Origin of the sequence: Candidatus Sysuiplasma jiujiangense (assembly GCA_019721075.1) — an archaeon.
Classification (GTDB): domain Archaea; phylum Thermoplasmatota; class Thermoplasmata; order Sysuiplasmatales; family Sysuiplasmataceae; genus Sysuiplasma; species Sysuiplasma jiujiangense.
Map to the genome: position 1 here is coordinate 59,697 of JAHEAD010000002.1, position 22,385 is coordinate 82,081.

The following is a 22,385-nucleotide window of genomic DNA, read 5'->3' on the forward strand; positions in this document are numbered from 1 at the left end:
TTTGCCCGGTAACGGTCAGTTCCCGCTGAAAACCGGCTTTCGCTTTTCCCTGAACGCACTGACCCCCTCACGAAAATCGGATGACTTCCCGAGTTCCTCCTGTGCCTCAGCTTCCTCCTTCAGGAATGCGTCCCCATCGCCGAATACTGCCCTGTTCAGGAGTTTTTTGCTCAGAGAATATGATTGAAACGGCCCTTCCGATATCGCTCTTGCCCTATGAACAGCGTCAGTCAGCGGATCCTCGGATATGCGGAAGAGAGAAAGCTTTTCCGCCTCGGCTGCAGTCATTTCGCCCCCGGCAAGGAGAAGCTCATAGACGGACGAAGGCTGAACAAGTCTCGGAAGCATGTATGACAGTCCCGTATCCGGAACGAGGCCAATCCTGTGGAAAGCGGTCACGAACCTCGTTCCCTTTGAGCAGTACCTCAGGTCGCACGCGACCGCGATGCTGATGCCCGCACCTGCGGCAACACCGTTCACAGCGGCCACATATATCTTGGGGCTGAATCTTATGCCGCGCATAATCGGATGGAATGTTTCATAAAGATCGGCGGACAGACTCCCGGGCATTGAATCGAGGTCAGCGCCGACGCAGAAGGCGTTTCCTGCGCCTGTAATCACAACAGCCCTGATTCTGTCGTCCGAATTCACCCTCCGCAGCGCATCTATGAATTCGATGCGCATTTCTCTGCTAAGCGCGTTAAGCTTTTCCGGGCGGTTCATCGTTATTGTCGCGACGTAACCTTCCATTCCGAATTCAATCGTCTTCATCCCTGCCACACAGCCTTCCTCTTTGAGAGAAATGCATCGATGCCTTCCTTCCCGTCGGCGTGGACCAGCGATGTTATGAAATTCCTCCGTTCGATGTCGAGACCCTGGAGAAGATTTGTTTCGAATGCCTTGTTTACGCTTTCCTTGGCGAGTTCCAGCGCAAAAAGCGAATGATCGGATATCCGCGATGCCATTTCATGGGCTCCTTCCATCAGTTTTTCGTCATCGAAAACCCTGCTGACAAGGCCTATCGTCTCCGCTTCGTCAGCAGTGATCAGGTTCCCTGTCAGCACCATCTCCATTGCTTTCGATTTTCCGGCAGCCCTTGCGAGGCGCTGCGTTCCTCCGGCACCGGGGATTATACCGAGATTTATTTCGGCCTGGCCGAACTTTGCGCTTCTTGCCGACAGGGCAATATCGCACGCCATGACGAGCTCCAGGCCCCCTCCTACTGCCGGACCGTTTACAGCCGCAATCACAGGTTTCCTGAATGATCTCATTCTTTCCCACAGAGGAAGATGGCCTCCCCTCACCACTTCATCGAGTCTCATACCGGAAAGCTCCCTGACATCCGCTCCTGCCGAAAACGCCTTGCCGTTTCCCGTCACTATGACTGCCTTTGTTTCTGCATCTGCCGAAAATGAGTCGAAAGCGGCAATCATATCGGCGACCATCTCCATATTTATCGAATTAAGTTTTTCGGGCCTGTTGAGGCGTATCACGCCTGTCCTGCCTGTTTTTTCAACGATTACGGTACCTGCCATAGGAACACAGAGGGTGATGCCGTTTGAAATATGTAATGCTAACTGGAAACTGGTTTCCGCCGGCCGCTGCGAGGCAGGCTGCAGACCGGTATCGGGCTGCGGCTGAACACCTGCTCAAAGTCGGCACCTTTAAAGCGGGTATAAATAAGTGGCTGAACAGTACAGAGGACGGAAAAATGAAAAATGGATCCGGAGATAAAATCGAGCTGCCGGAATTTCCTCCAGGCAATATCTATCCTGCCGAATGGGACTTTGCCAATGATCTGGAATGGAGGCTATATGGCAGATCGAAGAAGGAACAGTGGGATGAGTCAAAGCTGGACTGGGCGAAACTGGACGAGTTTGTATCCGGGCTGGACAGAAAAGAGAGACTCTCGATGGCTTACTGGTGGGCGCTCCTCTCCACCTTTGACAACGCAAATCCTGTTTTTTCATATGCCGTAGTCAAGGCGCATGAACTCAAGGAGAAGACGGCGGTCAGGTGTCTTCTAAACACCATCGCATTCGACGAGAACAGGCACAACATAATCTGCGGCATGTGCATAAACAAGCTGTGCCCCGGTTTCCCGACCAGATTCAAGCCGATGAACGACCTGGAGGCAAAAGCACAGGCAAACATACTGTGGACGTGGTACAATGGTGCACGATACTGGAAGGCATATCTTGAATCGTACAACAAATACACGACGGACGTTCTGTTCACATCATTCATGATGGGCGAGGCCGCGGCCACCACCGTTTTCACTCAGATGTCTAGGAATTCCAGGATAGAAACATTCAGGGAAGCTTTCAGGAACATAGCACAGGATGAAACGAGGCATTATGCCTTTACGCAGCTCGTTATGGCAGACGGCGCCAAGAAGATGAATGAAGAAAGAAAAAGACTGGTCACAAAGCAGATCAAGGCAGGCTTCATTTTCCTTTCGCTGATAACATACAAGCTGCCGGCAAAATCAAACACATTCTGGAAACTGCCCGGATATTTTGAGGAAGTAAACGAAAAGATGGAAGACATTTCAAGGGACGCAGGCCTTGGCGTTCCTCTCATCTCCGAGAAGGAGGATGCGTGGAGATCGGCTGTAATGAAGGTCGGAGCCTCGATGAAAAAATACGGAATCAGATTGCCGGAAATACCTGAGCTGGGCATATCCGGCGAGGATGTCGGCGACGTTGACGGCGACGAGATTGTGCCCGTCTTCTGATGATTGAGGCTGCCCGCACATGGTAAAGACCGAATATGACATGGTTGTGATCGGGGGCGGCCCGGCCGGCAGCCGCTTTGCTGCCGGCGCATCTCAGAAAAACGATGTGCTCCTTCTGGAAGAAAACTATGAGATCGGTAAACCGGTCCAGTGTTCCGGACTTGTCAGTCCGCGCGTGATTGAGATGAGCGGCCTCAGATCATGGCACAATACAATCAGATCCGTGAATTTCTATTCGCCCGGAGGCGTCCATTTTGCAATTGAGGGAAACAGCATCAAAGGATATGTTATCGACAGGAGCGGACTCGACATAACGCTTGCGGAAAGAGCCGCAAGATCCGGTGCGGAAATAATGCTTGGTTCAACATTTGTCGGCGCCGAAAGAGAGGGAAGAAAGCTGAAAATACAGTTCAAGAAAATGGGGGAGCTCCGGGAAGTCAGGTGCTCGCTGCTTGTCGGGGCAGACGGCATGTCGTCGACCGTTTCAAGGATCTTCGGACTGAGCAGATACAGCGAAATCGTCTCATGCGTACAGTCAGATGTCTATGTCCCTTCACTCAATGAAAGTGATGCCGTCTCCCTCTATTTCGGAAGCGAGACAGCGCCGGGTTTTTTTGCATGGGCCATTCCCGGGAAGGAATTCACAAGGATCGGCCTTGGAATCACTTCGGGCAGCAGGACAGCAGCCGAATATTACGAAAGGCTGCTCGCAAAGCTTGGGGGCGGGAAGGCGCTGAACCTCACTGCGGGTCCGATTCCGCTGGGAAACAGGGGAAGGATGGTCGCAGACAACGTAATGCTTGTGGGGGACGCTGCAGGGCATGTAAAACCCATCTCTGGCGGCGGAATATTCACATCCATGGCGGCGGCCGATCTCGCAGCCTCCGTTGCAGCCGAGGCTTTTGCCTGCGGCGACATGAGCGCACGCGTCCTGTCAAGGTACGAGAAGGAGTGGAACAGGGGCATCGGGCGGGAGCTCGAAAGGGGAGCACTTGTCAGGAGGATATTCCTGCAGATGAATGACGGAAATCTTGACAGTCTCTTCCGTACACTGGATGAGAGCCGTATCAAGGATCTGTTGAGCAGGGGAGACATCGACTATCCGACAGAGCTTTCACCATTGGTGCTTTCACGGGCTCCGTCTCTTCTGCGGTTCTCGCCGCAGCTCATCAGGGCACTGATGTAGACGCTCGGTCCTTAACGCCCGGCACTTCTCCTCTCCCGGAAATAGGACACCACGGCCGCGACGCCAACTATGAATGCGATAGAACCGGCGGCGAAAAAGAGATATGTCGGGGAGGGAGTGTTGACACCGAAGGAGACATCCGGAAGTATGCCCGAGAAGCCGAGCGTCTCATTCAGATAGGTGAAGTTCAGCTGACTCACTCCGCCCGAAACAGGAACAAATATGCTTTTCCATTCAGCTTCCGTGAAAAACCCTTTGGAGGCCATGCGCATATGCTCCTGACCGACATAGAAAGACATGAATTCCCACACAAAGTAGGTGCCCTCATTGAAGAAAGAGCCGTGCGGAGTGGTGTAATTTGTCTGCAGCGCAAGCGCAAAGGTGTCTGATTGACCCGGCACCAGGCTGAATCTCTCCGTAACTGACTGGCCGCCGCTTGACAGGAAATACGGCCTGTCCTGTATTCCGATGGCAGACATGTTTGTGTATTCTTTTCCGGATGAAAAAGCGTATATTGAAAGGGAGAGAGTGGCATTTTCCATGGTAGCGTTGTACGGATTGTACAGCTGCATTTTCAATGTCCCGGAATCCCCGGGATTTATATCCGGGGATGTGACGCTCTTCACAATGAGATTCGCATATGACTGCTGCCCTGATGCCGGAATCGCCGAATTGAGGACAATCAGCATTATAACCAGTATGTCTGCGAGTCTTGCAGGATGCACGTCGAGGACATCCATGTCCGCTATTAAAAATACTCAGTGGTGCGGGAAGCAGACTTATACACTGAACGAATCACATATGTGTGGTAAGGAACCGGGAAAGAAAGGAAGAAAGCATGACAAGGCCAACCCCCAGGGACATTGCGGTCAGATCGCTGAAACTGCCGGAAGAACTGAAGAAATTTCTGCCTGCCAGATGGGAAATGATCGGGAGCGTTGCGGTGCTCAAGCTCAGGGAGGAACTCGAAAGCTATTCATACGAGATAGGGGAGGCGTATGCCGGTGCGCTCAAGGCGCAGAGCGTCTATGCAGTCAGGGGGCTGATCTCGGGGCCGTTCAGGAAGCCGTCTCTGGAACTCATCTACGGCGAGGATGGTGAGACGGTCCACAACGAGAACGGCGTGAGGTATGTCCTCGATGTGTCGAAGGTAATGTTCTCATCCGCAAATCATGATGAGCGTATGAGAATGGCAAACCTGGACTGCACGGGCGAAACAATCGTGGATATGTTCGCAGGGATCGGACACCTGTCGATGCCTGTTGCGGTACATTCTTCCCCCGCAATGATAATCGCCGCGGAGGCGGACGCAGACACATTTACATATCTGCTCAGGACAATTGAAGCCAATGATGCGGGAGAGATATTCCGGGCCGAGAATACGGACAACCGCCTGCTCCATGTTGAGGAAGCGGACAGGATTATAATGGGCTATCTTGAAAACACACTTGCGTGGCTGCCGAAGGCACTGAGCATGTGCAGGATCGGTGGCGCAATTCACCTCCATCAGGCTGTCCGGAGAGGACACGTAAGCGAATGGAGGAGTGAGATCGAAGAAGGACGGGGAATGGGCGTCGGCAAGAGTGTGGCTGTGGAGAATATCAGGAGGGTGAAGGGCTATTCGGCCCTTCTGGATCACATGGCGGCAGATCTGCGTGTCGTGCGCACAGACAAAGCGCCCGAAGGGAAAATAAATAGTATTAAGAGCACATGAATTCGTGATTGATTCAAATGAGTGAACGTGAGGATTACGCAAGGGGCTATCTCAGGGGCTTTGAGGATGCCCTGAATGAGGTCTGGGCGGAGGTAATGTCCTTCGGCAGCAGGCAGTACTCCTCACAGGAACTCCAGATGCTTGCAAGGACCAGGAAGGGGACGGTTCAGCAGGCAGTAAGCGCGAAAAGGACCGAGCTTGAACGGTTGCTGGGTGTCGCCATATCTTCCGAAAAGAAGGGCGACGTCACTACAATCACTATGAGCCCGGGAAGCTCCGTTCTCGTGCGGGAAGAGAGGCCGGACAGGGGATTCTCGATATTCGGTTCGCTGCTGGCCAGGGGATCTTCTGGACTGTCCGTGACAAGAACGGAGCCTTCAAGAGTTATCGAGAAATACGGCCTGAATGCGGACGCAATATCATTCATCTGGCTTACCAGGATAGAGAAGGAGGAAATCGTACAGAACGGCAGGCGCTACGGTATAGGAAACAGCCTTCCGAATCTGGCAGCCGGAATACGCTCGTTCTATGGAAAGCAGGAGGGATGCGCAGTCCTCCTGGAAGGGATGGAATACCTGATAACGCAGTTCGATTTCCGGCCGGTGCTGAAATTCATTCAGATGATCGCCGAGCAGGCGGAGTACAGCCGGGGGTATCTCATCATAACAGCAGATCACCGGAGTCTCGATGAAAGAGACTACAGGCTCCTAGAGAAGGAGATGACACTTACCGTCTGAGCGACGGTTCAATCCTGATCCTTTCCGGGACCCTCAGCCCTGCCCTCACTCTTTTTTGATTTCAGAGCGGCCTGCGCAGCCGCGAGCCTGGCGACAGGTACCCTGTAGGGGGAGCAGCTGACATAGTCGAGGCCGGCTGCATGGAAAAATTCGATACTCCGGGGATCTCCGCCATGCTCACCGCATATGCCCGCCTCGAGTCCCGGCTTTGCCTTCTTGCCTTTCTGCAGCGACATCTTTACCAGGAGACCGACACCCTGTACATCTATCGACTGAAACGGGTCCTCGGGAAGCAGTCCCTTTCCTACATATTCCGGAAGAAAACGCCCGGCGTCGTCACGGCTGAGCCCCAGCGTGGTCTGCGTCAGGTCGTTCGTTCCGTACGAGAAGAAGTCCGCCACACCGGCTATGGAATCGGACAGCAGTGCTGCTCTCGGAAGCTCGATCATTGTTCCGACCATATACTGCAGCTTTATGCCGTATCCGTCCATGACCTCCTTACCGACCGCATCTATCCGCGGTCTGAGAAGCTCTATTTCCTCCTTCCCCTCGACAAGCGGTATCATGATTTCGGGCACGACGTCGATGTTTTCCCGCTTCTTGAGTTCACAGGCAGCCTCGAATATCGCCCTGTACTGCATTTCATACACCTCCGGGTAGGTCACGGCGAGTCTGCAGCCCCTGTGCCCGAGCATGGGATTGAGCTCCTTCAGCGATTCGGTCCTGGCCATGACCTCCTCAGGACTTATCCCCATGTCGCCGGCCAGCCTTTCCGCTTCGTCCCTTCCCTTCGGCAAAAACTCATGGAGCGGCGGATCCAGGAGCCTTATAATCACGGGGTAGCCGTTCATCTCGCGGAAAAGGCCCATGAAGTCCTCCTTCTGGTACGGCAAAAGGGATTCGAGCGCCTCTTTCCTCTTTTCAGTTGTGCCGGCAAGTATCATCCGGCGCATGTGTGGGAGGCGGTTCTCGCCGAAGAACATGTGCTCAGTCCTTGTCAGGCCTATGCCCCTGGCACCGAACCTCCTCGCAACCCTTGCATCTTCCGGGAGATCCGCATTGGCCCTCACCCCGAGTCTCTTCAGTTCGTCGGCCCATTCCATGAATGTTTCGAAATACCCTGTCAGTTCAGCAGCCCTGGTGGGCAGCTGCCCGAGAAAGACCTGGCCGCTTGTTCCGTCGACGCTGATGTAATCGCCTTCAGAGACAACGGCCCCTCCTGCGGAGGTGAATTTCCGTTCACTGTAGCTGATGGCGATGTCGGAGCAGCCTGCAACGCAGCACTTCCCCATTCCCCTGGCTACCACCGCAGCGTGAGAAGTCATTCCGCCCGTGGCAGTGAGTATAGCCTGGGCCGCAGCCATGCCATGTATATCCTCGGCCGACGTCTCTGTTCGTACCAGTATCACTTTCTCGCCTGCCGCAGAAAGCCTGACTGCATCTGCGGCATCGAACACGACCTTGCCGGTCGCGGCTCCTGGGGATGCGGGAAGTCCCCTGCCGATCAGCTGCTTCTGCGACTTTTCATCAAAGACGGGGTGGAGCAGCTGGTCCAGCGCCGAAGGATTCACCGAAAGGATGGCCTGCTCCCTGGATATCAGTCCCTCCCCGACCATTTCCACGGCCACGCGGACAGCTGCCTGGGCAGTCCTCTTTCCGCTTCTCGTCTGGAGAAGATAGAGTTTTCCCTTCTGTATCGTGAATTCAATGTCCTGCATATCCCTGTAGTGTGATTCCAGGATGTCCTTGATCCTGAGGAGTTCCGCATGTGTCTGGGGCATCCTCTCTTCGAGCGAAAGACCCGGTTTACCGGCATCACTGTTTATCGGCTGGGGCGTCCTGATGCCTGCAACGACGTCTTCCCCCTGCGCATTGGGGAGGTATTCGCCGTAGAGCCTGTTTTCGCCTGTCGACGGATTGCGCGTGAATGCTACACCGGTGGCGCAGTCGTCGCCCATGTTTCCGAATACCATCGACTGGACTGTGACCGCGGTTCCCCATTCCTCCGGTATGCCGTTGAGCTTCCTGTAAGTTACAGCCCGCCTGTTGTTCCATGACTCGAAGACAGCCCCTATGGCACTCCACAGCTGTTCGGACGGATCGTCAGGAAATTTTTTGCCTGTCACTTCAAGGATCTTCTCCTTGTACCGCCTGACAAGGTTTGACAGTTCATCGGCGTTGAGCTCGGTGTCCAGTTTTATTCCCCTTGCAGCCTTGACCTCCTGTATGATATCCTCGAAAACAGAATGATCGACACTCATTACCACATTGCCATACATCTGGACGAAACGCCTGTATGTGTCGAAGCCCCATCTGCTGTCGCCCGACTCGGCAATTATCGATGAAACTGTTGCGTCATTGAGACCGAGGTTCAGAACGGTGTCCATCATTCCCGGCATTGACACTCTGGCACCTGATCTCACTGAAACAAGCAGCGGTTTCCCGCGACCGCCGAACTTCCTTTCCATCTTTACCTCGACAACGTGCAGCGACTCCATAACCCTCCGCCTCAGTCCGGGGGGCAGGTTCTTGCCCAGCCTGTAGTATGCGTTGCAGACAGCCGTGGTGATGGTGAAACCCGACGGAACCGGCAGGCCCAGGCGCGTCATCTCCGCCAGACCGGCGCCTTTTCCACCGAGCAGATTGCGCATTTCCGCGCTTCCCTCTTCAAAAAGATATACCATTTTTCTTTTGACCATTGCAGGGCACCTGATTGGACCGTATACGGTACGATTACAAAAAGGTTAGACAACCGTCCCTCGGCGGCGGATGTCTGGCGGACTGAAAAATTAATTTCTGCATGAGATGCGTACCGGCACAACAGCGCTGCACCATGCGAATTTGGCAGTTGGGCCTGCCGGCCGGGCATTCCTGCCGCATACGGAAGGCGACGAAGCACCTATTTCCCTAGGACAATCTCTATCGAGGAGACGTTTGATGTGGTTCCGTCCTCATCCTTCAGCGATTCGGTCGAAATTTTGATATTCTTCACCGAAGCGTCCTTGAGGAATCTGTTTCTGGTTATTTCAGCCACGTCGACAGCCCTGCTTATCGACTTTCCCCGTGCTTTGATGGTTACATCCTGACCGGCGCTGTTGAACTGTGTAACGACGGCCAGTACGTAATTCATGGCTGGCTTCTTTCCGATGTATATAATGTTGTCTTCTGCCATTGTATTCACGTCCTGTTTAATTATTGCTTTTGATCCGGTGTGCCAGACACATAGAACTGTGCAGCTATTAAAACATTATTTTAAACTGCCGGAGAGCGAAGTTTCCCCGCAACCGCCGGTCGGAAACAGGCAATGTTTTAATTATTTCGGTCCATCACATGGCGATGGACAAATGCATAGATGTGCACATACGGCGGTGATTCAGTGAAGGCACTTGTTCTCACAGGAATGGCAGGAGCAGGAAAAACCGAGTTTGCCAATTACTGTACATCCCTGAGCATTCCGGTCTTCCAGATGGGGGATATTGTCAGGTCAAGGGTAAGTCAGCTGAAATTGGAACCGACAGGTACCAACATCGGCAGGGTGGCAAGCGTTGAAAGACTGAAATACGGCAGTGACATATGGGCGAGGAGAACCGCCAGGAACGTGAAAAACGGAGACAGGGACTGTGTGATAGACGGCACAAGGAGTGAGGCCGAAGTTGCGTATTTCAGGCAGTATTTCGGTATGAATGCGGTGGTTGTGAATATCTATGCTTCCTCCAGGATCAGGTATGAGAGGCTCAAGTCGCGCGCAAGGTCCGATACGCCGCTGACAAGGGGCGAGTTTGAGGAGAGAGACAGAAGGGAACTGGGCTGGGGACTCGGGAATGCCATAGCGCTTTCCGACATGGTTCTGGGAAATGAAGGGACAATGGATGAATTCAGGAAGAACATAATGAATCTGCTCAGGGAGGCCGGATTCATAAAATGAGGACAGGTGAAGACTCTGGCTGAAATCGAGTTCGGTTTTGTAAGGCCATGCACGGGAAATGCATATGTCGTCTACCCCTCCACGGTTTATGATTTGCCGCTGGCAAAATGCGCATCTGCACTGAAGAGGAAAGGAATACGGGTAAAGCCTGATGACATGATGATCAATGTAATGTACAACGGTCACAGCTGCACACTGTACAGGACGGGGAGACTTCTGGTGACGCCGTGCAGCAGTGAGGAGGAAGCTCTGAAGACTGCGCGGGGACTCTTTGACCTGCTGGTGCAGGACAGGAAAATGACCGATTCGTTCAAAAGGGCAGAGGCGATCTGAGACAAAGATGACGGAAGCGTCAAGATGATCATTTCCATAGCCGATGCGGCCATATCACTTGTTCTCAGCGCCGGACTAAGTTCCCTGGCATACATGCACCGCATGCTCACTGCGAGTGGCTCGCTCTCCGCGTTCCTGGTGAGTTCGGCCATTGGCGTGTTTGGCGGCATTCCATGGCTGCTTACCATCCTGGCGTTTGTTGTTGCCGCTTTCCTGACCACGAAATTCAGGATCCTTGAAAAAGCCGGAAGGGGACTCCAGGAAGGCAGGAAGGGGGAACGCGGCACAATGAATGTGGTTGCCAACAGCCTGCCCGGGGTTGTAATTGCACTGCTCAATTCCTTCGGGCCCGGCTCGATAACACATGCCGAATATGCGCTTCTCTTCATAGTCTCAATCGCCGCTGCCGCTTCGGACACGCTCGCAAGCGAAATAGGTGTCATAGATCGCAACACGCGTCTGATCACGACATTCAGAAAGGTTCCCACCGGAACAGATGGCGGAATTTCCGTACTTGGAACTGCCGCTGCGCTGGGCGGTGCGGTGTTTATTGCACTGACCGGCTATGCGCTTCTCTTTCTGTCCGGCATTCAACTTCCCGTTTCATTGCTCCCGCCTGTTGTCTTATTCGGATTCCTCGGTTCGATGGTTGACAGTCTCCTCGGGGCTACGCTTGAAAGGAGGGGACTGATAGGCAAGCAGACAAACAACGTCTCGTCCATCGTCATTGTTTCGCTGCTTGCGTACATCGTGCTCTTCGTGTGAGTCGCGGAGGATTCACCCTGCGGTCATCTGCCTGAAATGGCTGCTGCGGGTTGTCAGGAAATGATCTGCGAACACAGTGGCGATTGAAGGTTGTCAGGAAGCGGCTGAAAGCACCAGATGAGTTCGAGGGAAATCATCGAGGACGGGGAGTGTGGAAAAGCCTAAGCCCTGATTAACATCAGAGGAACGCCCGGCCTCTGCGCCTAAAATCAAAAATCTGCTTCCAAATTCTGCCAGTATGGACTTCTCAGGATCAAAGCCGAACACTTGGAAAGGCATAAATAGGTTGTTTATTTCAGAGTCTTCAGGAATGGTACGACGGCCAAAGTGGTGGTGACACACCTGGTCTCGTCCGATCCCAGAAGTTAAGTCCACCTACGTTCCCTGTGGTACTGTTGTGCGCGAGCCAACGGGAAGCTTGGCCCCGCAAGGGGTTATGCAGTATGTGGCCCAGGCAAATTAGCCGAGATCCTTCGGGAAATCGGTGAAGTTTACCGTTTTAAAGGCCACATACTCATAGAGCGCTGTCGGCCATTCCACTGAAGTCACCGCTTGAGAATGGTTTGGTAACGTTTATTTTGTAATCTGTTCTGAGTAACCGTGACGGTGTACATTTGGCTATCAGTGCGGAAACTTCCTTTTTTGTTGCCCTGCTGATTGCGGTGGTGGTCTTCATCGGCTATCTCGAGTGGAGCAGCGCAAAGGGAAGGCTCATGAGGAGAAAGAACGCGAGGCTTGCAGCTGTCCGCTCAAAGGACGAGGCATACAATGCGACAGTCACCTCAAGGGCAATATCACGGGCGCTGAAGACGCAGGGATACGATGTCACGGAGGCGGAAAAGCTGATCGGCAGGGCCGATGCTGCAATCAGTATGGGAAATTTCTCGGATGCTAAGAGATACGCTGAGAGTGCCAGGGAGACACTCTTCGCCATAAAGCAGAGGCAGGGCCGGCATGAAAGAGGAACGGGTGAATCTGCTTCTGCAGATTCAGGTTACGGAAAAAAGGCGGCATCCGGGGATGTGTTCACGAAGCAGGATGAAAGGCAACAGCCAGGATCTGCCGAGAAAAAGCTGCCGAAGGACTACGCGGAAGCCAGTTTCGCTATCTCCCTTCTGAAGGACGAGGCTGCGACAGCCCAGTCCGGAGGCAGGGACATCGCATCCGCAGTCCTGAAACTGGCGCAGGCTGAAGAGGCGTTCAGGCAGGGTAAATACGGCGAATCGCTGCATCTCGCCATCAGGGCCAGGAAGGAGATATCTGACGGCCCTGGCGGAACAGCCGTATCTCCTGCCGCGACTGATAATGGCAAGGCACCTTCCGGCGGTGATGAGGCATGTCCGGCATGCGGCTCACCGCTGCGCGAGACAGATTCGTTTTGCAGGCGTTGCGGCGCAAAGATAGAATACAGATGCCAGGCGTGCGACGCCGCTCTTGAAACAGGCGACATGTTCTGCGGTAAATGCGGCGCAAAGGTGAGGTAGCCATTGTCCGGCCGGCATGCTCTGTGCAGACATGATAGGAATATTATATCTGAACATTATAATCATCCATGTCAGCGGGAGTTGGCCAGTCGATGGCTGAGGGGAAGATAGCAAACAGAAAAACTGAGGAAAGGGCGCTTGACCGCATAGTTGCCGATGCCCAGCTGTCATCCTGTTCTATCGTTTCCAAAACAGGATTGCTTGTGGCGGTCGACACGGAAAGCACCCAGAAGAAAGAGACATTTGCAGCAATGTCGGCAATTGTTTTCAGCGCAGCGGAGGCGCTGAAGTCTGACGTGAAGGACGGCGGGGTAACAAATATTGTCGCCACATTCCAGAGCAGCAGAATTGTCTTTGTGCCGATTAACCAGAATTACATTCTCGTCGGAGTGACGAAACAGCCTGAATGGGAAGGCAGATCGCTGAAGGCACTGGAGGAGGGGGCCGCGAAACTGAGAAAGGAAGCCCCCTGGCTGAACTGAGCCGATTGCGGGATCAGAGAATATATTCCTCTATCTTTGACTGTATCCTGTCACAGTAATGGCATTTCAGCGTCAGCGGTCTTTCTCTTATAACAGAAAAATGGCTTTCGGCAGGTTCGCTGCCGTTCGTTATGCAATTCGGGTTCGCGCACCTTACAATCCCGCGTATGACTTCGGGCACTTTTACCTTTCTCTTTTCGGCAACGTTGTAATCCCTGATTATGTTTATTGTGGCGCGGGGAGCAATGAGGGCAATTCTGTCGACCTCTTTCGCGTACAGCTCCCTGTCCTCGATCTTTACGATGTCCTTCCATTCCTCTTTCTTGCTGTGGACATGCATCGCGACGCTGACCGTGCTTTTGACGTTCTCCGGAGTGATGCCGAGTATCCTGAGGACGTTGAGGGCCATCCCCGTTTCGATGTGGTCTATGACAGTTCCGTTCCTGATGGGCTGGACCTTCAGTTCCTTCATAATTCGGCCCCCAGAAGCATTGAAAGTATGGCCATCCTCACCGGTATCCCGTTGGCGGCCTGCCTGAAATATAGGGAATGCTCCGTCTGATCTACCTCCGGAGCAATTTCATTCACGCGTGGAAGCGGATGCATCACAGAGAGCGAAGATTTTGCATGTGCGAGCAGTTTCGCGTCTATCCGGTAGCTTCCCGCAACCTTCGCATACTCGGCGGCATCCGCAAAACGCTCCTTCTGAATTCTTGTGACATACAGGATGTCCGCCTCCTTCACTGCATCTTCCAGCGAAATCCCCGTCTTGGGCTTTATGCCGTTCGACTCTATCTGCGTGAGTACCTCTCTGGGCATCTGTAGCGATTGCGGTGCTATCAGTGTCAGGTTGACTCCGAACAGTGAAAGAGCCTCTGCAAGCGAGTGCACCGTCCTGCCGAATCTGAGATCACCGACGAGCACGACATTGAGACCGTCAAGTCTGCCCTTCGATTCCTGCATAGTGTAAAGGTCCAGTATCGTCTGGGTCGGATGCTGGCCCGCTCCGTCACCGGCATTGATTACCGGCTTTGAGCTCAAATCGGCCGCAAGCCTCGCCGCTCCTTCGAGCGGATGTCTTATCACCAGTATGTCTGCATAAGACTCCGTGACCCTGATTGTGTCGGAAAGACTCTCCCCCTTCTCCACCGAAGTGCCGACGGATGTGGAGAAGCCCATTACGCTTCCTCCGAGCCTGAGCATCGCCGCTTCGAAAGACAGTCTTGTCCTCGTCGAAGGCTCGTAGAAGAGGGTGCCCAGTATTCTGCCCCTTAAAATCTGGGTGAGCTTTTCGCCGCTCGCGTATGGAACCATCTGCAACGCCCTCCTTATCACGGAAAGCATCTGTTCCTTGGAAAAATCCCTGATCGAAACGAAATCCGCAAATTCTGGTCGGGCCATCGGAACCAGAAAGCGACATAACTTTGAAGTATTAGTTTTTAACGAGAAGCAGAATACCTCTATCTGTCCACAGATTTTCAGACAGGAAGGAGTTTAAATGCAGCCATACACTGAGATTGACAGCAGAAACTTTGCGGCTAGAACGGGTGCATTCGTCACCGGGGGCAAGTCACTGAGGTTGCCCGCCGTTCTTTTTGCAGCCGTGCATGGGAAGGTATTCCCGCACGACGCCGAAGCACTGCTTGCGGCCGAACCTGCGGAAACTGATATTTTCACATTCATTTCGTCGCACAACAGCATGATTGACGGCGAATCGCAGTCACTTGTCTCTGACGGAATGGTGAGGCTTCCGAACTGCATACCGTTTTCGCCGGACCTGGAGGGAGTGGCCCCAGTGGCCGGCCATGCCGCCGGCGGAGAAGTATTCATGTCATCGGCCTCTCCAGCGGAAATGGCGCAGGAGCTTGAAGCCGGGAGGAGCATCTATGTCATTACCGCTGCACCCGAATTTTCAATACGCCCGGGCGTCCTTGCCGCTGCCGTAACAACAATGCGCAACCTGGTCGGATGGCGTCCGCTGATATACGCTCCGGGAATAGCCACGCCTGACAACCTGAAGCTCCTCTTCTACGCCGGCATAGACATTGTAGACTCCACACTCACCGACATGGAGTCCTTCCGCGGCAACTCATTTGTCGGCGGCAGACTGCACAGGGGAGAACCATTCAGACAGGGGCTATGCCACTGTTCTGCCTGCGTCTCCCGGTCCGACAGCCCGATTTTCGAGCACAACAGGCTGATGATGCTGGATGAGCTGAACAGGGCCAGAATTGCAATAAGGGAAGGAAGAATCCGTGAGGAGGTAGAAAAATGTTCCGCAGTCGGAGCCTGGAATACCGAATTTCTGCGGCACCTCGATATAGAGCATTTTGACTACTTTGAGCGTATGGCCGGGAACAACGGCAGGATTAGTGCAATTTCAGACATATCGCTCAGGAGGGCGGATATCGCACGGTACACAAGGAGGATAATGAACGGCTACAGGCCTCCGGAAGCGATGAAGATCGCGGTTCTTGTTCCGTGCTCCAACATCAAGCCATATCTGTATTCAAAGTCACACCGGCTCTTTTATGATGCAATTTCTCAGTCGCGCGCTGCGACATCCGTTCATCTGCTCACAGTCACTTCGCCGCTTGGCGTCGTTCCGGAGGAACTTGAGACTGTGTATCCTGCCGCTCACTATGACATACCGGTCACGGGAATGTGGTCTCCGGATGAGAAGAGCAGGTCGACAGAAATGCTGCTTCGGATACTGAGAAGGGGAAAGTACGAGATGGTAATCTCGCATCTGGAGGATGAAAGGGAGTTCGTAAATCAGGCGCTCTCCGAAGAGGGGATTGATTACACGGACACCTCGGGCGGGCAGACTAGAAGCAGGGCTGCACTGCAGAGGCTGGCATCGGCGTGCTGTGAAATGGATCATGCCGGGATCGGCTGGAAGGAGAGAAACAGCATCTTTGCGTCAGGCATACTGGCGTACCAGTTCGGCGAAGGGGGAAGGAGTCTCGCCGAGGGGGCGGATATCAGGGGAAGGTTTCCGCTACTGCGCATAATGAGAGGGAAGATACAGTTCGGAATGCTGACAGATGCGAGGGGCATCTTCTCTCTGACAATCGAGGGGGCGGAGCATATCAGGGCGCATGTCAGGGATTACTGCATCGCAATGCGTGACTTCAGACTCAGGGGCAACCTGTTCAACGTGGGCGTGGAAAGGGCTGGCGATGCCATAAGGCAGGGCGATGAAGTAATAGTGGAGAATGGCAATGAGGTGACAGGCGTAGGCGTGGCCAGAATGTCTTCCTGGGAAATGAACAGCGGCCTGAAGGGCGAAGCGGTCAGGATAAGACATTATTCAAGGGAAGAGGTGCAGATTACACAGGGGGACGGCTTTCGGTCTACTCCCCCTGATAGCAATTTAAATAACAACATACAATGACAATTGAAAGAATGAAAGGCGTTTCAATGAAGGAAAAGAAACTTGAGGAAATCAACGGAATCGGGCCTGCCACCGCGGAAAAACTCAGGGAGGCAGGATACAGCGATCTCATGTCAATAGCGATTGAGTCTCCAAGGAACCTCGCGGAAATCTGCGAGATTGGCGAGTCTACAGCCGCCAAGATAATAAACGAGGCCAAGGAGGCTGTGGATATAGGCGGCTTTGAAACAGGAGACGAGATAATGGAGAGGAGGAGGAGCATAGGCCGCCTCACCACAGGCTCAAAGGCGCTTGACGAACTTATCGGCGGAGGCCTGGAAACCCAGGCGATAACCGAAATGTACGGAGAGTTCGGCAGCGGCAAGACACAGATATGCCATCAGGCAGCCGTGAATGTCGGACTGCCGCCTGAACGCGGTGGCCTGAATGGAGAGGCGCTTGTGATTGACACCGAGAACACATTCCGCCCCGAGAGGATCGCCCAGATGGCGACCGCCATGGATCTCGATCCTGCAGAAACACTCAAGAAGATTCATGTGGCGAGAGCCTACAATTCTGCGCACCAGATGCTGCTTGTCGACAAGGCAGGAGAGCTCGCAAAGGAGAAACCAGTGAAGCTGCTTATTGTCGATTCTCTGACAGCGCACTTCCGGGCGGAGTATGTGGGCAGAGGCTCACTGGCGGAAAGGCAGCAGGCCCTGAACACGCATATGCACGCGCTGCTCAGATTTGGCGATCTCAATAATGCGGTAATCCTGTGTACCAACCAGGTTGCGGCTAAGCCCGATGCATTCTTTGGTGATCCGACCAGACCCATCGGCGGTCACATAGTCGGCCATACAGCAACATACCGGATCTACCTGAGGAAGAGCAAGGCAGGCAAGAGAATAGCAAGACTTGTCGATTCCCCGAGTCTTCCTGAAGCCGAGTGCGTTATCACTGTCAGCGAGGAGGGAATCAGGGATTGACCGGACGTGATGGTATACATTGGCCGACACATCCCTGATCATAGAGCTTTCCCTCGAGCACAGCGAATTCCCGCTGGAGGAAGTGAGGGCCCTTTCGGCAATGCTGCACTGCACAATCAAATACGAGAATGCAGCGGACGGAATCGCAGTGGTCGAGTGCAGGGATGAGAATGCTGCATCCTTTTTTTGCAGGCGGCTGGCTTTTGCACATTCGGTTTCCGTCCTGAAAGGGGCATACAGCAGCTGGAAGGATCTCCTCGGGAGCAGTCACTCCCTCCGTGAAACAGTTTCCGGCAGCAGGTTTCGCATTCGGGCTTCTACCAGGGTCGGGCACATGAAGGCGGAAACAAAGGAAATGGAAAGGGAACTGGGTAGGAGACTGTCGGAATACGGCAGTGTGGATCTCGAGGGTGCAGAAGTGGAAATAAGGGTGTTCGCCCTCAGCAGCATGTTTTTCGCCGCCGTAATGCGGTGCAGGCCGGACAGAAAGTCACTCGACAGCAGAAAGGTTTCCGGAAGGCCTTTCTTTTCGCCCGTCTCCCTGCCGCCTAGATATGCGCTCGGACTCGTTAACCTTTGCGAAGTTTCAGAGGGGGAAAGAGTGCTGGATCCCTTCTGCGGTACCGGAGGAATACTGATCGAGGCTGCAATGGCAGGCGCGTCAATTACGGGTTCTGACATAGACGGGAGAATGATCGGCGGAACCAGGAAAAACCTTGAAAAATTCGGCATCCGCGGGCAATTCGAACTCTTCCGCTGCGACGTATCTGAGATAGCGGAGCTGGGAAAATTTGACGCTGTCCTGACAGATCCGCCGTATGGCAGATCCTCGTCAACTGGAGGGGAAGGCCTGAAACGTCTTTACAGCAGGGCTTTTGCCGCAATCGGGGAATCGCTTGTAGAGGGCGGGAGACTCGGCATCGTCGTCCCGGATGTCTCCCTGGTTCCACAAACAAAGGGACTGAAACTTCAGAAAGCCATCAGACAGAAGGTACACCGTTCGCTGACAAGGAATTTTCTCATATTCAGGAAAGCAGGCGGCTGAAATGTGCGGCAAGTGTCATCCGGCGATGACACGTATGGTAAATGTCCTGGTTATGCCGCCGCTTTTGCCGAGTATTGTGATGCTGTATGTTCCGGCAGGCACCTTCACGGTCTGCGGGTTCAGTTCAAATATCTTGACGGTGACATTGGCGGACTGCCCGATGGGCACGAGCACCTGAGCCGACGGTCCGAAACGTGTGCCGTTGACAGTGGAAATGCCGGGCGCAAACTGCGTCTCAAAATACGCATAGCCCGATGAATTCTGCGCTGCAGAGATGGAAATGTTCTCAGCCAGATTGCCCTGGTTTGTGAGCGTGATTATGAATGTCTCTGCCACTGTGCTGTTCACATTCACGGAGGTTGCAGTCGATGTCATCATGAAATTAGGGTTTGCAGGACTTGTTGTCACAGGGATCGGTGTAAATGAGATGAGGAACATGGCAGCGGCGACTGCTCCGAGCATCTTTCTGTTTATCCTGAGTTTTGATATGTCATTGAGCGGCGGAGGATGCCGGACGCCAAGGATCATGACAAACAGCGCAATGAGTATCCAGCTGGTGAAGTAGATAGACAGGACAATCATTCCGGCAAGGGTCGCCCACGCAAGATATTTTGAATTGTCCCCCAGCAGGGCCCTTGCGACATGACCGCCATCAAGCTGCCCTGCAGGAAGCAGATTCAGTGCGGTGGCAAAGAAACCTACCCATGCCGCGAACGCAGTGGGGAAAATTATGTATGAACCGCTTGAAAATGGAAAAAGTGACATCATGACATTGTAGAGGTAAGGGGCCTTGAAGACAGGTGTCCCGGGCGTTATAATGACATGGACCAGATTGACCTGTGTGAGCATGAAGCCCGCAATTGCCACAGGAATTGAAACGAGGAAACCGACAATAGGCCCTGCTATCCCCACCTCGAGCAACGCCTTCCTGCTCGGGAAAGGATCACGAATGGAGATGAAAGCGCCAAGCGTCCCCAGGGGAGGGATGGAGGGCAGGAAGAACGGCAGCGATGCGCTCACCTTGTATTTTCTCGCGACAACGAAATGTCCCATTTCATGGGAGCCAAGAATGAGCATGAGCGGGAATACAAAGAAAACAATGCCGTTCAGCACCGTCGACGGCGTGAAGAGCTGCGGAAGATGGTAATAATTGGACCATAGGATTGCACCTGTGATTGTTGTCGTGACAAGCGTGACTGCGAGCAGAATTATGTTTGCAACGTTTCCCTTCTTTCCGACAGGTTTCCGCTTCCATACGACTATGGAGTATTCTCCGCCCCTTTTCTGCAGGAACGGTATATAATTTTTCGGAACCATGGCGAGCCTTACTCCGTCGAATTTTTCCTCCAGTTCCGAAGGATTGCAGTTGACGAAGAAAGCAACTGCCTGATATGTGACCCTGATATCATAGATGTCGAAATATCTTGAAACGACTGACTTCAGTTCTTCAACTTCGGCGCCGAGAGATCCAGCTCGTCCGTACTGACCGTAGTCCACGTAAAAAATTAAGCATGTTATGGTAATTAAGTATTATGTAGAAAACAGGCCTCCCCGGTTTTTACGGACTTCGGGCAAAATCAGGGATCTGCATCAGGGATCTGCATCAGGGATCTGCATCAGGGATCTGCGATGCCTGTCGCAGGGAACTGCCCGCCATGCTCATCAGAGTGCCGTATTACAGTGCTCAGGAACAATGACCCGAACCCGCGAATCTCGCCAGTGCTGGCATAAACAGCGCCGTTTGTTCTTTTCGGCGCAATCTGCAGGCAGCCGAGACGGGAAGCGGACGGAGATGCCGAATTGAAGTCCGGTGATGCACAGGCGTTCAGGCAATGTTTTCATTGAAGGTTCTGCTGCCTGACAAAACAAAAATGCGGTGCGTGCGGCTGCTCGCGAGGTGTTTGCACAGAAATCCGGATTCCTCCGGTACCTGCTTCCTGTAAAATTCGATGCTCTTAAATTCTAATAACAGTTGCCCGTTGAAAGTAAAGGTCGACAGATGACTTCCATTTCCGACTTGCTTAAGCTCATGAGATACGGGAACTGCGTTATGTCCGCGGTTGCCGCAATACTCGGGGCGCTCGTGTCCTCGAAGACCATGTTCGCCAGCCATCTGCTTGATGCTGCGGCAGCAGGCGCAGTCGTATTCCTGTTTACCGGTGCCGGAAATACGCTGAACGACTATCTTGATGCAACCATCGATGCAAATGCCCATCCCGGCAGACCGATCCCGTCGGGCAGAATAAGCAGGGAGAATGCACAGAGATTCTCCGTCCTTCTCTTCACATTTTCTGTGCTTATTTCACTTGTGATAAATATACCTGCTTTTCTGCTTGTTCTCTTTTCCCTGTTTATAATGATGCTGTATGAATTCAGGCTCAAAAAAACTGGCCTTGCGGGAAATCTGTCCATTTCATGGCTTACGGCATCACTGTTTCTGTTCGGCGCGCTGTCTGTAGGCGAAACACTTACAGTGTGGGCTCTGTTTGCAACTTCATTCATGGCGACGCTTGGAAGGGAGATCATCAAAGATATCCAGGACATTGATGCTGACAAGGGAATAAGGAAAACGCTCCCGATGGAGATTGGGAGGGAGAACGCAGGGCGCGCAGCTTCCGCCGCCATCGCTTCCGCAATAATAGTAAGCCCGTTCCCTTACCTGCTTCACCAGTTCGGTCTCGGTTATCTTGCGGTGGTGCTTGCCGCGGATCTGATCTTCCTCGCTTCCATCATTCAGCGGCATCGGAACCCGGCGCGGTCCCAGTCCACGACCAAGGTTGCGATGTATGCCGCTCTTCTTGCATTCCTTGTAGGCGCACTGGGGGTATGAAAACGGGAAAGGTGTCCGATTATATTTATCAGAAAGTCAAAAGCGGCCCGATACACATGACGCTGATAGACCCCGACAAGCAGAAACCTGAAGATGCCGGAGAGATCGCCTTCGAGGCGTTCAGGTGCGGCACCTCCGCCATAATGGTTGGCGGATCTACCGGGGTGGAGAGACATGGACTGGACGAAACGCTCAGGTGTATCAAGGCAAGAGTAAGCATTCCGCTGATCGGTTTCCCCTCCGGAGTCAGCGGACTGAGTCCTCTGCTGGATGCACTGTACTTCCTTTCGATGATGAATTCGATGCTGCCCCGCCACATAACCGGAGAGCAGGCTGCCGGCGCACTCCTAACGAAGAAATACGGCATCGAGCCGATTGGCATGGGTTACATAATAATCGAGCCGGGAATGAAGGTCGGGGAGGTGGGACATGCCGATCCCGTCCAGAGGAAGGACATAGGCAGGGCAGTCGGCTACGCCCTTGCGGCCGAGTATTTCGGCATGAAACTTGTCTATCTGGAGGCCGGGAGTGGAGCCCCCGTACACGTTCCTGCACGGATGATTGAAGCGGTGAAAAGGGAAATCGCCATACCGCTTGTTGTCGGCGGGGGGATAAGGAACTCGGCTGCCGCATCGGAGGTTGCAGGCGCAGGAGCGGATGTTGTTGTGACAGGTACCGTGGTGGAAAGCGAAAACGGACTGGAGACACTGGGCAGCATAATCCGATCGGTCATCAAAAGACAATGAACAGCGTCGTTTCGGGCAGCGTTGAGGCAGTCGCTC

Annotated in this window: 22 protein-coding genes and 1 rRNA gene; 15 read left to right on the forward strand and 8 right to left on the reverse strand. The window is 53.5% G+C overall.

Going from position 1 to position 22,385, the window contains the following annotated elements:
• Positions 1 to 15: 15 nt before the first annotated feature.
• Together KIS29_02000 and KIS29_02005 are read right to left on the reverse strand one after the other, a co-directional pair.
• The gene (locus KIS29_02000) at positions 16 to 771 is read right to left on the reverse strand and encodes an enoyl-CoA hydratase/isomerase family protein (protein ID MBX8639097.1); all 756 of its coding nucleotides are present in this window, start codon (positions 769 to 771) and stop codon (positions 16 to 18) included.
• Positions 768 to 1,535 carry an enoyl-CoA hydratase/isomerase family protein gene (locus tag KIS29_02005; protein ID MBX8639098.1) on the reverse strand — a complete coding sequence of 256 codons (768 nt, stop codon included), beginning with the start codon at positions 1,533 to 1,535 and terminating at the stop codon, positions 768 to 770. The genes KIS29_02000 and KIS29_02005 overlap by 4 nt, the downstream gene beginning before the upstream one ends.
• A gap of 176 nt (positions 1,536 to 1,711) precedes the next feature.
• On the opposite strand from KIS29_02005, the gene KIS29_02010 reads away from it, so the two are divergent.
• Together KIS29_02010 and KIS29_02015 are read left to right on the forward strand one after the other, a co-directional pair.
• Positions 1,712 to 2,737, forward strand: a complete 1,026-nt coding sequence (locus tag KIS29_02010; protein MBX8639099.1) for an aminobenzoate oxygenase — start codon at positions 1,712 to 1,714, stop codon at positions 2,735 to 2,737.
• A gap of 19 nt (positions 2,738 to 2,756) precedes the next feature.
• Positions 2,757 to 3,923 carry an NAD(P)/FAD-dependent oxidoreductase gene (locus tag KIS29_02015; protein ID MBX8639100.1) on the forward strand — a complete coding sequence of 389 codons (1,167 nt, stop codon included), beginning with the start codon at positions 2,757 to 2,759 and terminating at the stop codon, positions 3,921 to 3,923.
• A gap of 11 nt (positions 3,924 to 3,934) precedes the next feature.
• On the opposite strand, the gene KIS29_02020 is transcribed toward KIS29_02015, so the two are convergent.
• Positions 3,935 to 4,663 carry a hypothetical protein gene (locus KIS29_02020; protein MBX8639101.1) on the reverse strand — a complete coding sequence of 243 codons (729 nt, stop codon included), beginning with the start codon at positions 4,661 to 4,663 and terminating at the stop codon, positions 3,935 to 3,937.
• A 98-nt stretch (positions 4,664 to 4,761) separates the two neighbouring features.
• Here KIS29_02020 and KIS29_02025 point away from each other — a divergent pair, with 98 nt between their 5' ends.
• Positions 4,762 to 5,637, forward strand: coding sequence for a class I SAM-dependent methyltransferase family protein (locus tag KIS29_02025; GenBank protein ID MBX8639102.1), 876 nt, complete (start codon positions 4,762 to 4,764; stop codon positions 5,635 to 5,637).
• Positions 5,638 to 5,654: 17 nt separating this feature from the next.
• Positions 5,655 to 6,374, forward strand: a complete 720-nt coding sequence (locus KIS29_02030) for a DUF835 domain-containing protein (GenBank protein ID MBX8639103.1) — start codon at positions 5,655 to 5,657, stop codon at positions 6,372 to 6,374.
• An 8-nt stretch (positions 6,375 to 6,382) separates the two neighbouring features.
• On the opposite strand, the gene ppdK is transcribed toward KIS29_02030, so the two are convergent.
• Entirely contained in the window at positions 6,383 to 9,073 is a 2,691-nt protein-coding gene (gene ppdK / locus KIS29_02035) for a pyruvate, phosphate dikinase (protein ID MBX8639104.1), read from the reverse strand.
• 200 nt (positions 9,074 to 9,273) lie between these two features.
• A complete protein-coding gene (gene albA / locus KIS29_02040) occupies positions 9,274 to 9,546 on the reverse strand; it encodes a DNA-binding protein Alba (GenBank protein MBX8639105.1) in 273 nt (90 codons plus the stop codon).
• A gap of 204 nt (positions 9,547 to 9,750) precedes the next feature.
• On the opposite strand from albA, the gene KIS29_02045 reads away from it, so the two are divergent.
• The 6 genes from KIS29_02045 to KIS29_02070 all read left to right on the forward strand — a co-directional run bounded on the left by KIS29_02045 (position 9,751) and on the right by KIS29_02070 (position 13,363).
• Positions 9,751 to 10,299: an AAA family ATPase gene (locus tag KIS29_02045; protein ID MBX8639106.1), complete on the forward strand. Its 549-nt coding sequence runs from the start codon at positions 9,751 to 9,753 to the stop codon at positions 10,297 to 10,299.
• A 6-nt stretch (positions 10,300 to 10,305) separates the two neighbouring features.
• A complete protein-coding gene (locus tag KIS29_02050; GenBank protein MBX8639107.1) occupies positions 10,306 to 10,632 on the forward strand; it encodes a hypothetical protein in 327 nt (108 codons plus the stop codon).
• 24 nt (positions 10,633 to 10,656) lie between these two features.
• The gene (locus KIS29_02055) at positions 10,657 to 11,397 is read left to right on the forward strand and encodes a DUF92 domain-containing protein (GenBank protein MBX8639108.1); all 741 of its coding nucleotides are present in this window, start codon (positions 10,657 to 10,659) and stop codon (positions 11,395 to 11,397) included.
• Between the two features lie 314 nt (positions 11,398 to 11,711).
• Positions 11,712 to 11,830, forward strand: a 5S ribosomal RNA gene (gene rrf / locus KIS29_02060).
• Between the two features lie 181 nt (positions 11,831 to 12,011).
• Positions 12,012 to 12,881 (forward strand): zinc ribbon domain-containing protein, encoded by an 870-nt coding sequence (locus KIS29_02065; GenBank protein MBX8639109.1) that lies wholly within the window; start codon positions 12,012 to 12,014, stop codon positions 12,879 to 12,881.
• A 68-nt stretch (positions 12,882 to 12,949) separates the two neighbouring features.
• Positions 12,950 to 13,363, forward strand: coding sequence for a roadblock/LC7 domain-containing protein (locus KIS29_02070; protein MBX8639110.1), 414 nt, complete (start codon positions 12,950 to 12,952; stop codon positions 13,361 to 13,363).
• A 13-nt stretch (positions 13,364 to 13,376) separates the two neighbouring features.
• On the opposite strand, the gene KIS29_02075 is transcribed toward KIS29_02070, so the two are convergent.
• Entirely contained in the window at positions 13,377 to 13,835 is a 459-nt protein-coding gene (locus KIS29_02075; protein MBX8639111.1) for an aspartate carbamoyltransferase regulatory subunit, read from the reverse strand.
• Positions 13,832 to 14,764, reverse strand: coding sequence for an aspartate carbamoyltransferase (pyrB, locus tag KIS29_02080; protein MBX8639112.1), 933 nt, complete (start codon positions 14,762 to 14,764; stop codon positions 13,832 to 13,834). The genes KIS29_02075 and pyrB overlap by 4 nt, the downstream gene beginning before the upstream one ends.
• 97 nt (positions 14,765 to 14,861) lie before the next feature.
• Here pyrB and KIS29_02085 point away from each other — a divergent pair, with 97 nt between their 5' ends.
• The 3 genes from KIS29_02085 to KIS29_02095 are packed head-to-tail and all read left to right on the forward strand — an operon-like array spanning position 14,862 to position 18,773.
• Positions 14,862 to 16,760, forward strand: coding sequence for a DUF5591 domain-containing protein (locus KIS29_02085; GenBank protein MBX8639113.1), 1,899 nt, complete (start codon positions 14,862 to 14,864; stop codon positions 16,758 to 16,760).
• 26 nt (positions 16,761 to 16,786) lie between these two features.
• Complete coding sequence (radA, locus tag KIS29_02090) at positions 16,787 to 17,728, forward strand: DNA repair and recombination protein RadA (protein MBX8639114.1); 942 nt, start codon at positions 16,787 to 16,789, stop codon at positions 17,726 to 17,728.
• A 19-nt stretch (positions 17,729 to 17,747) separates the two neighbouring features.
• On the forward strand, positions 17,748 to 18,773 hold the full coding sequence (locus KIS29_02095; GenBank protein MBX8639115.1) for an RsmD family RNA methyltransferase: 1,026 nt from the start codon (positions 17,748 to 17,750) through the stop codon (positions 18,771 to 18,773).
• Positions 18,774 to 18,788: 15 nt separating this feature from the next.
• Here the strand turns inward: KIS29_02095 and KIS29_02100 are convergent, their stop codons facing one another.
• On the reverse strand, positions 18,789 to 20,270 hold the full coding sequence (locus tag KIS29_02100; GenBank protein ID MBX8639116.1) for a site-2 protease family protein: 1,482 nt from the start codon (positions 20,268 to 20,270) through the stop codon (positions 18,789 to 18,791).
• 502 nt (positions 20,271 to 20,772) lie between these two features.
• On the opposite strand from KIS29_02100, the gene KIS29_02105 reads away from it, so the two are divergent.
• On the forward strand, positions 20,773 to 21,603 hold the full coding sequence (locus KIS29_02105; GenBank protein MBX8639117.1) for a UbiA family prenyltransferase: 831 nt from the start codon (positions 20,773 to 20,775) through the stop codon (positions 21,601 to 21,603).
• Positions 21,600 to 22,349, forward strand: coding sequence for a geranylgeranylglyceryl/heptaprenylglyceryl phosphate synthase (locus KIS29_02110; protein MBX8639118.1), 750 nt, complete (start codon positions 21,600 to 21,602; stop codon positions 22,347 to 22,349). Before KIS29_02105 ends, KIS29_02110 begins: the two co-directional genes overlap by 4 nt.
• The last annotated feature ends 36 nt before the right edge of the window (positions 22,350 to 22,385 follow it).

Excerpts from the sequence above, each read along its gene's own strand:
- KIS29_02000 (MBX8639097.1), bottom strand. The coding sequence starts at position 771 with ATGAAGACGATTGAATTCGGAATGGAAGGTTACGTCGCGACAATAACG.
- KIS29_02005 (MBX8639098.1), bottom strand. The coding sequence starts at position 1,535 with ATGGCAGGTACCGTAATCGTTGAAAAAACAGGCAGGACAGGCGTGATA.
- KIS29_02010 (MBX8639099.1), top strand. The coding sequence starts at position 1,712 with ATGAAAAATGGATCCGGAGATAAAATCGAGCTGCCGGAATTTCCTCCA.
- KIS29_02015 (MBX8639100.1), top strand. The coding sequence starts at position 2,757 with ATGGTAAAGACCGAATATGACATGGTTGTGATCGGGGGCGGCCCGGCC.
- KIS29_02020 (MBX8639101.1), bottom strand. The coding sequence starts at position 4,663 with ATGGATGTCCTCGACGTGCATCCTGCAAGACTCGCAGACATACTGGTT.
- KIS29_02025 (MBX8639102.1), top strand. The coding sequence starts at position 4,762 with ATGACAAGGCCAACCCCCAGGGACATTGCGGTCAGATCGCTGAAACTG.
- KIS29_02030 (MBX8639103.1), top strand. The coding sequence starts at position 5,655 with ATGAGTGAACGTGAGGATTACGCAAGGGGCTATCTCAGGGGCTTTGAG.
- ppdK (MBX8639104.1), bottom strand. The coding sequence starts at position 9,073 with ATGGTCAAAAGAAAAATGGTATATCTTTTTGAAGAGGGAAGCGCGGAA.
- albA (MBX8639105.1), bottom strand. The coding sequence starts at position 9,546 with ATGGCAGAAGACAACATTATATACATCGGAAAGAAGCCAGCCATGAAT.
- KIS29_02055 (MBX8639108.1), top strand. The coding sequence starts at position 10,657 with ATGATCATTTCCATAGCCGATGCGGCCATATCACTTGTTCTCAGCGCC.
- KIS29_02070 (MBX8639110.1), top strand. The coding sequence starts at position 12,950 with ATGTCAGCGGGAGTTGGCCAGTCGATGGCTGAGGGGAAGATAGCAAAC.
- KIS29_02075 (MBX8639111.1), bottom strand. The coding sequence starts at position 13,835 with ATGAAGGAACTGAAGGTCCAGCCCATCAGGAACGGAACTGTCATAGAC.
- pyrB (MBX8639112.1), bottom strand. The coding sequence starts at position 14,764 with ATGGCCCGACCAGAATTTGCGGATTTCGTTTCGATCAGGGATTTTTCC.
- KIS29_02085 (MBX8639113.1), top strand. The coding sequence starts at position 14,862 with ATGCAGCCATACACTGAGATTGACAGCAGAAACTTTGCGGCTAGAACG.
- radA (MBX8639114.1), top strand. The coding sequence starts at position 16,787 with ATGAAGGAAAAGAAACTTGAGGAAATCAACGGAATCGGGCCTGCCACC.
- KIS29_02105 (MBX8639117.1), top strand. The coding sequence starts at position 20,773 with ATGACTTCCATTTCCGACTTGCTTAAGCTCATGAGATACGGGAACTGC.
- KIS29_02110 (MBX8639118.1), top strand. The coding sequence starts at position 21,600 with ATGAAAACGGGAAAGGTGTCCGATTATATTTATCAGAAAGTCAAAAGC.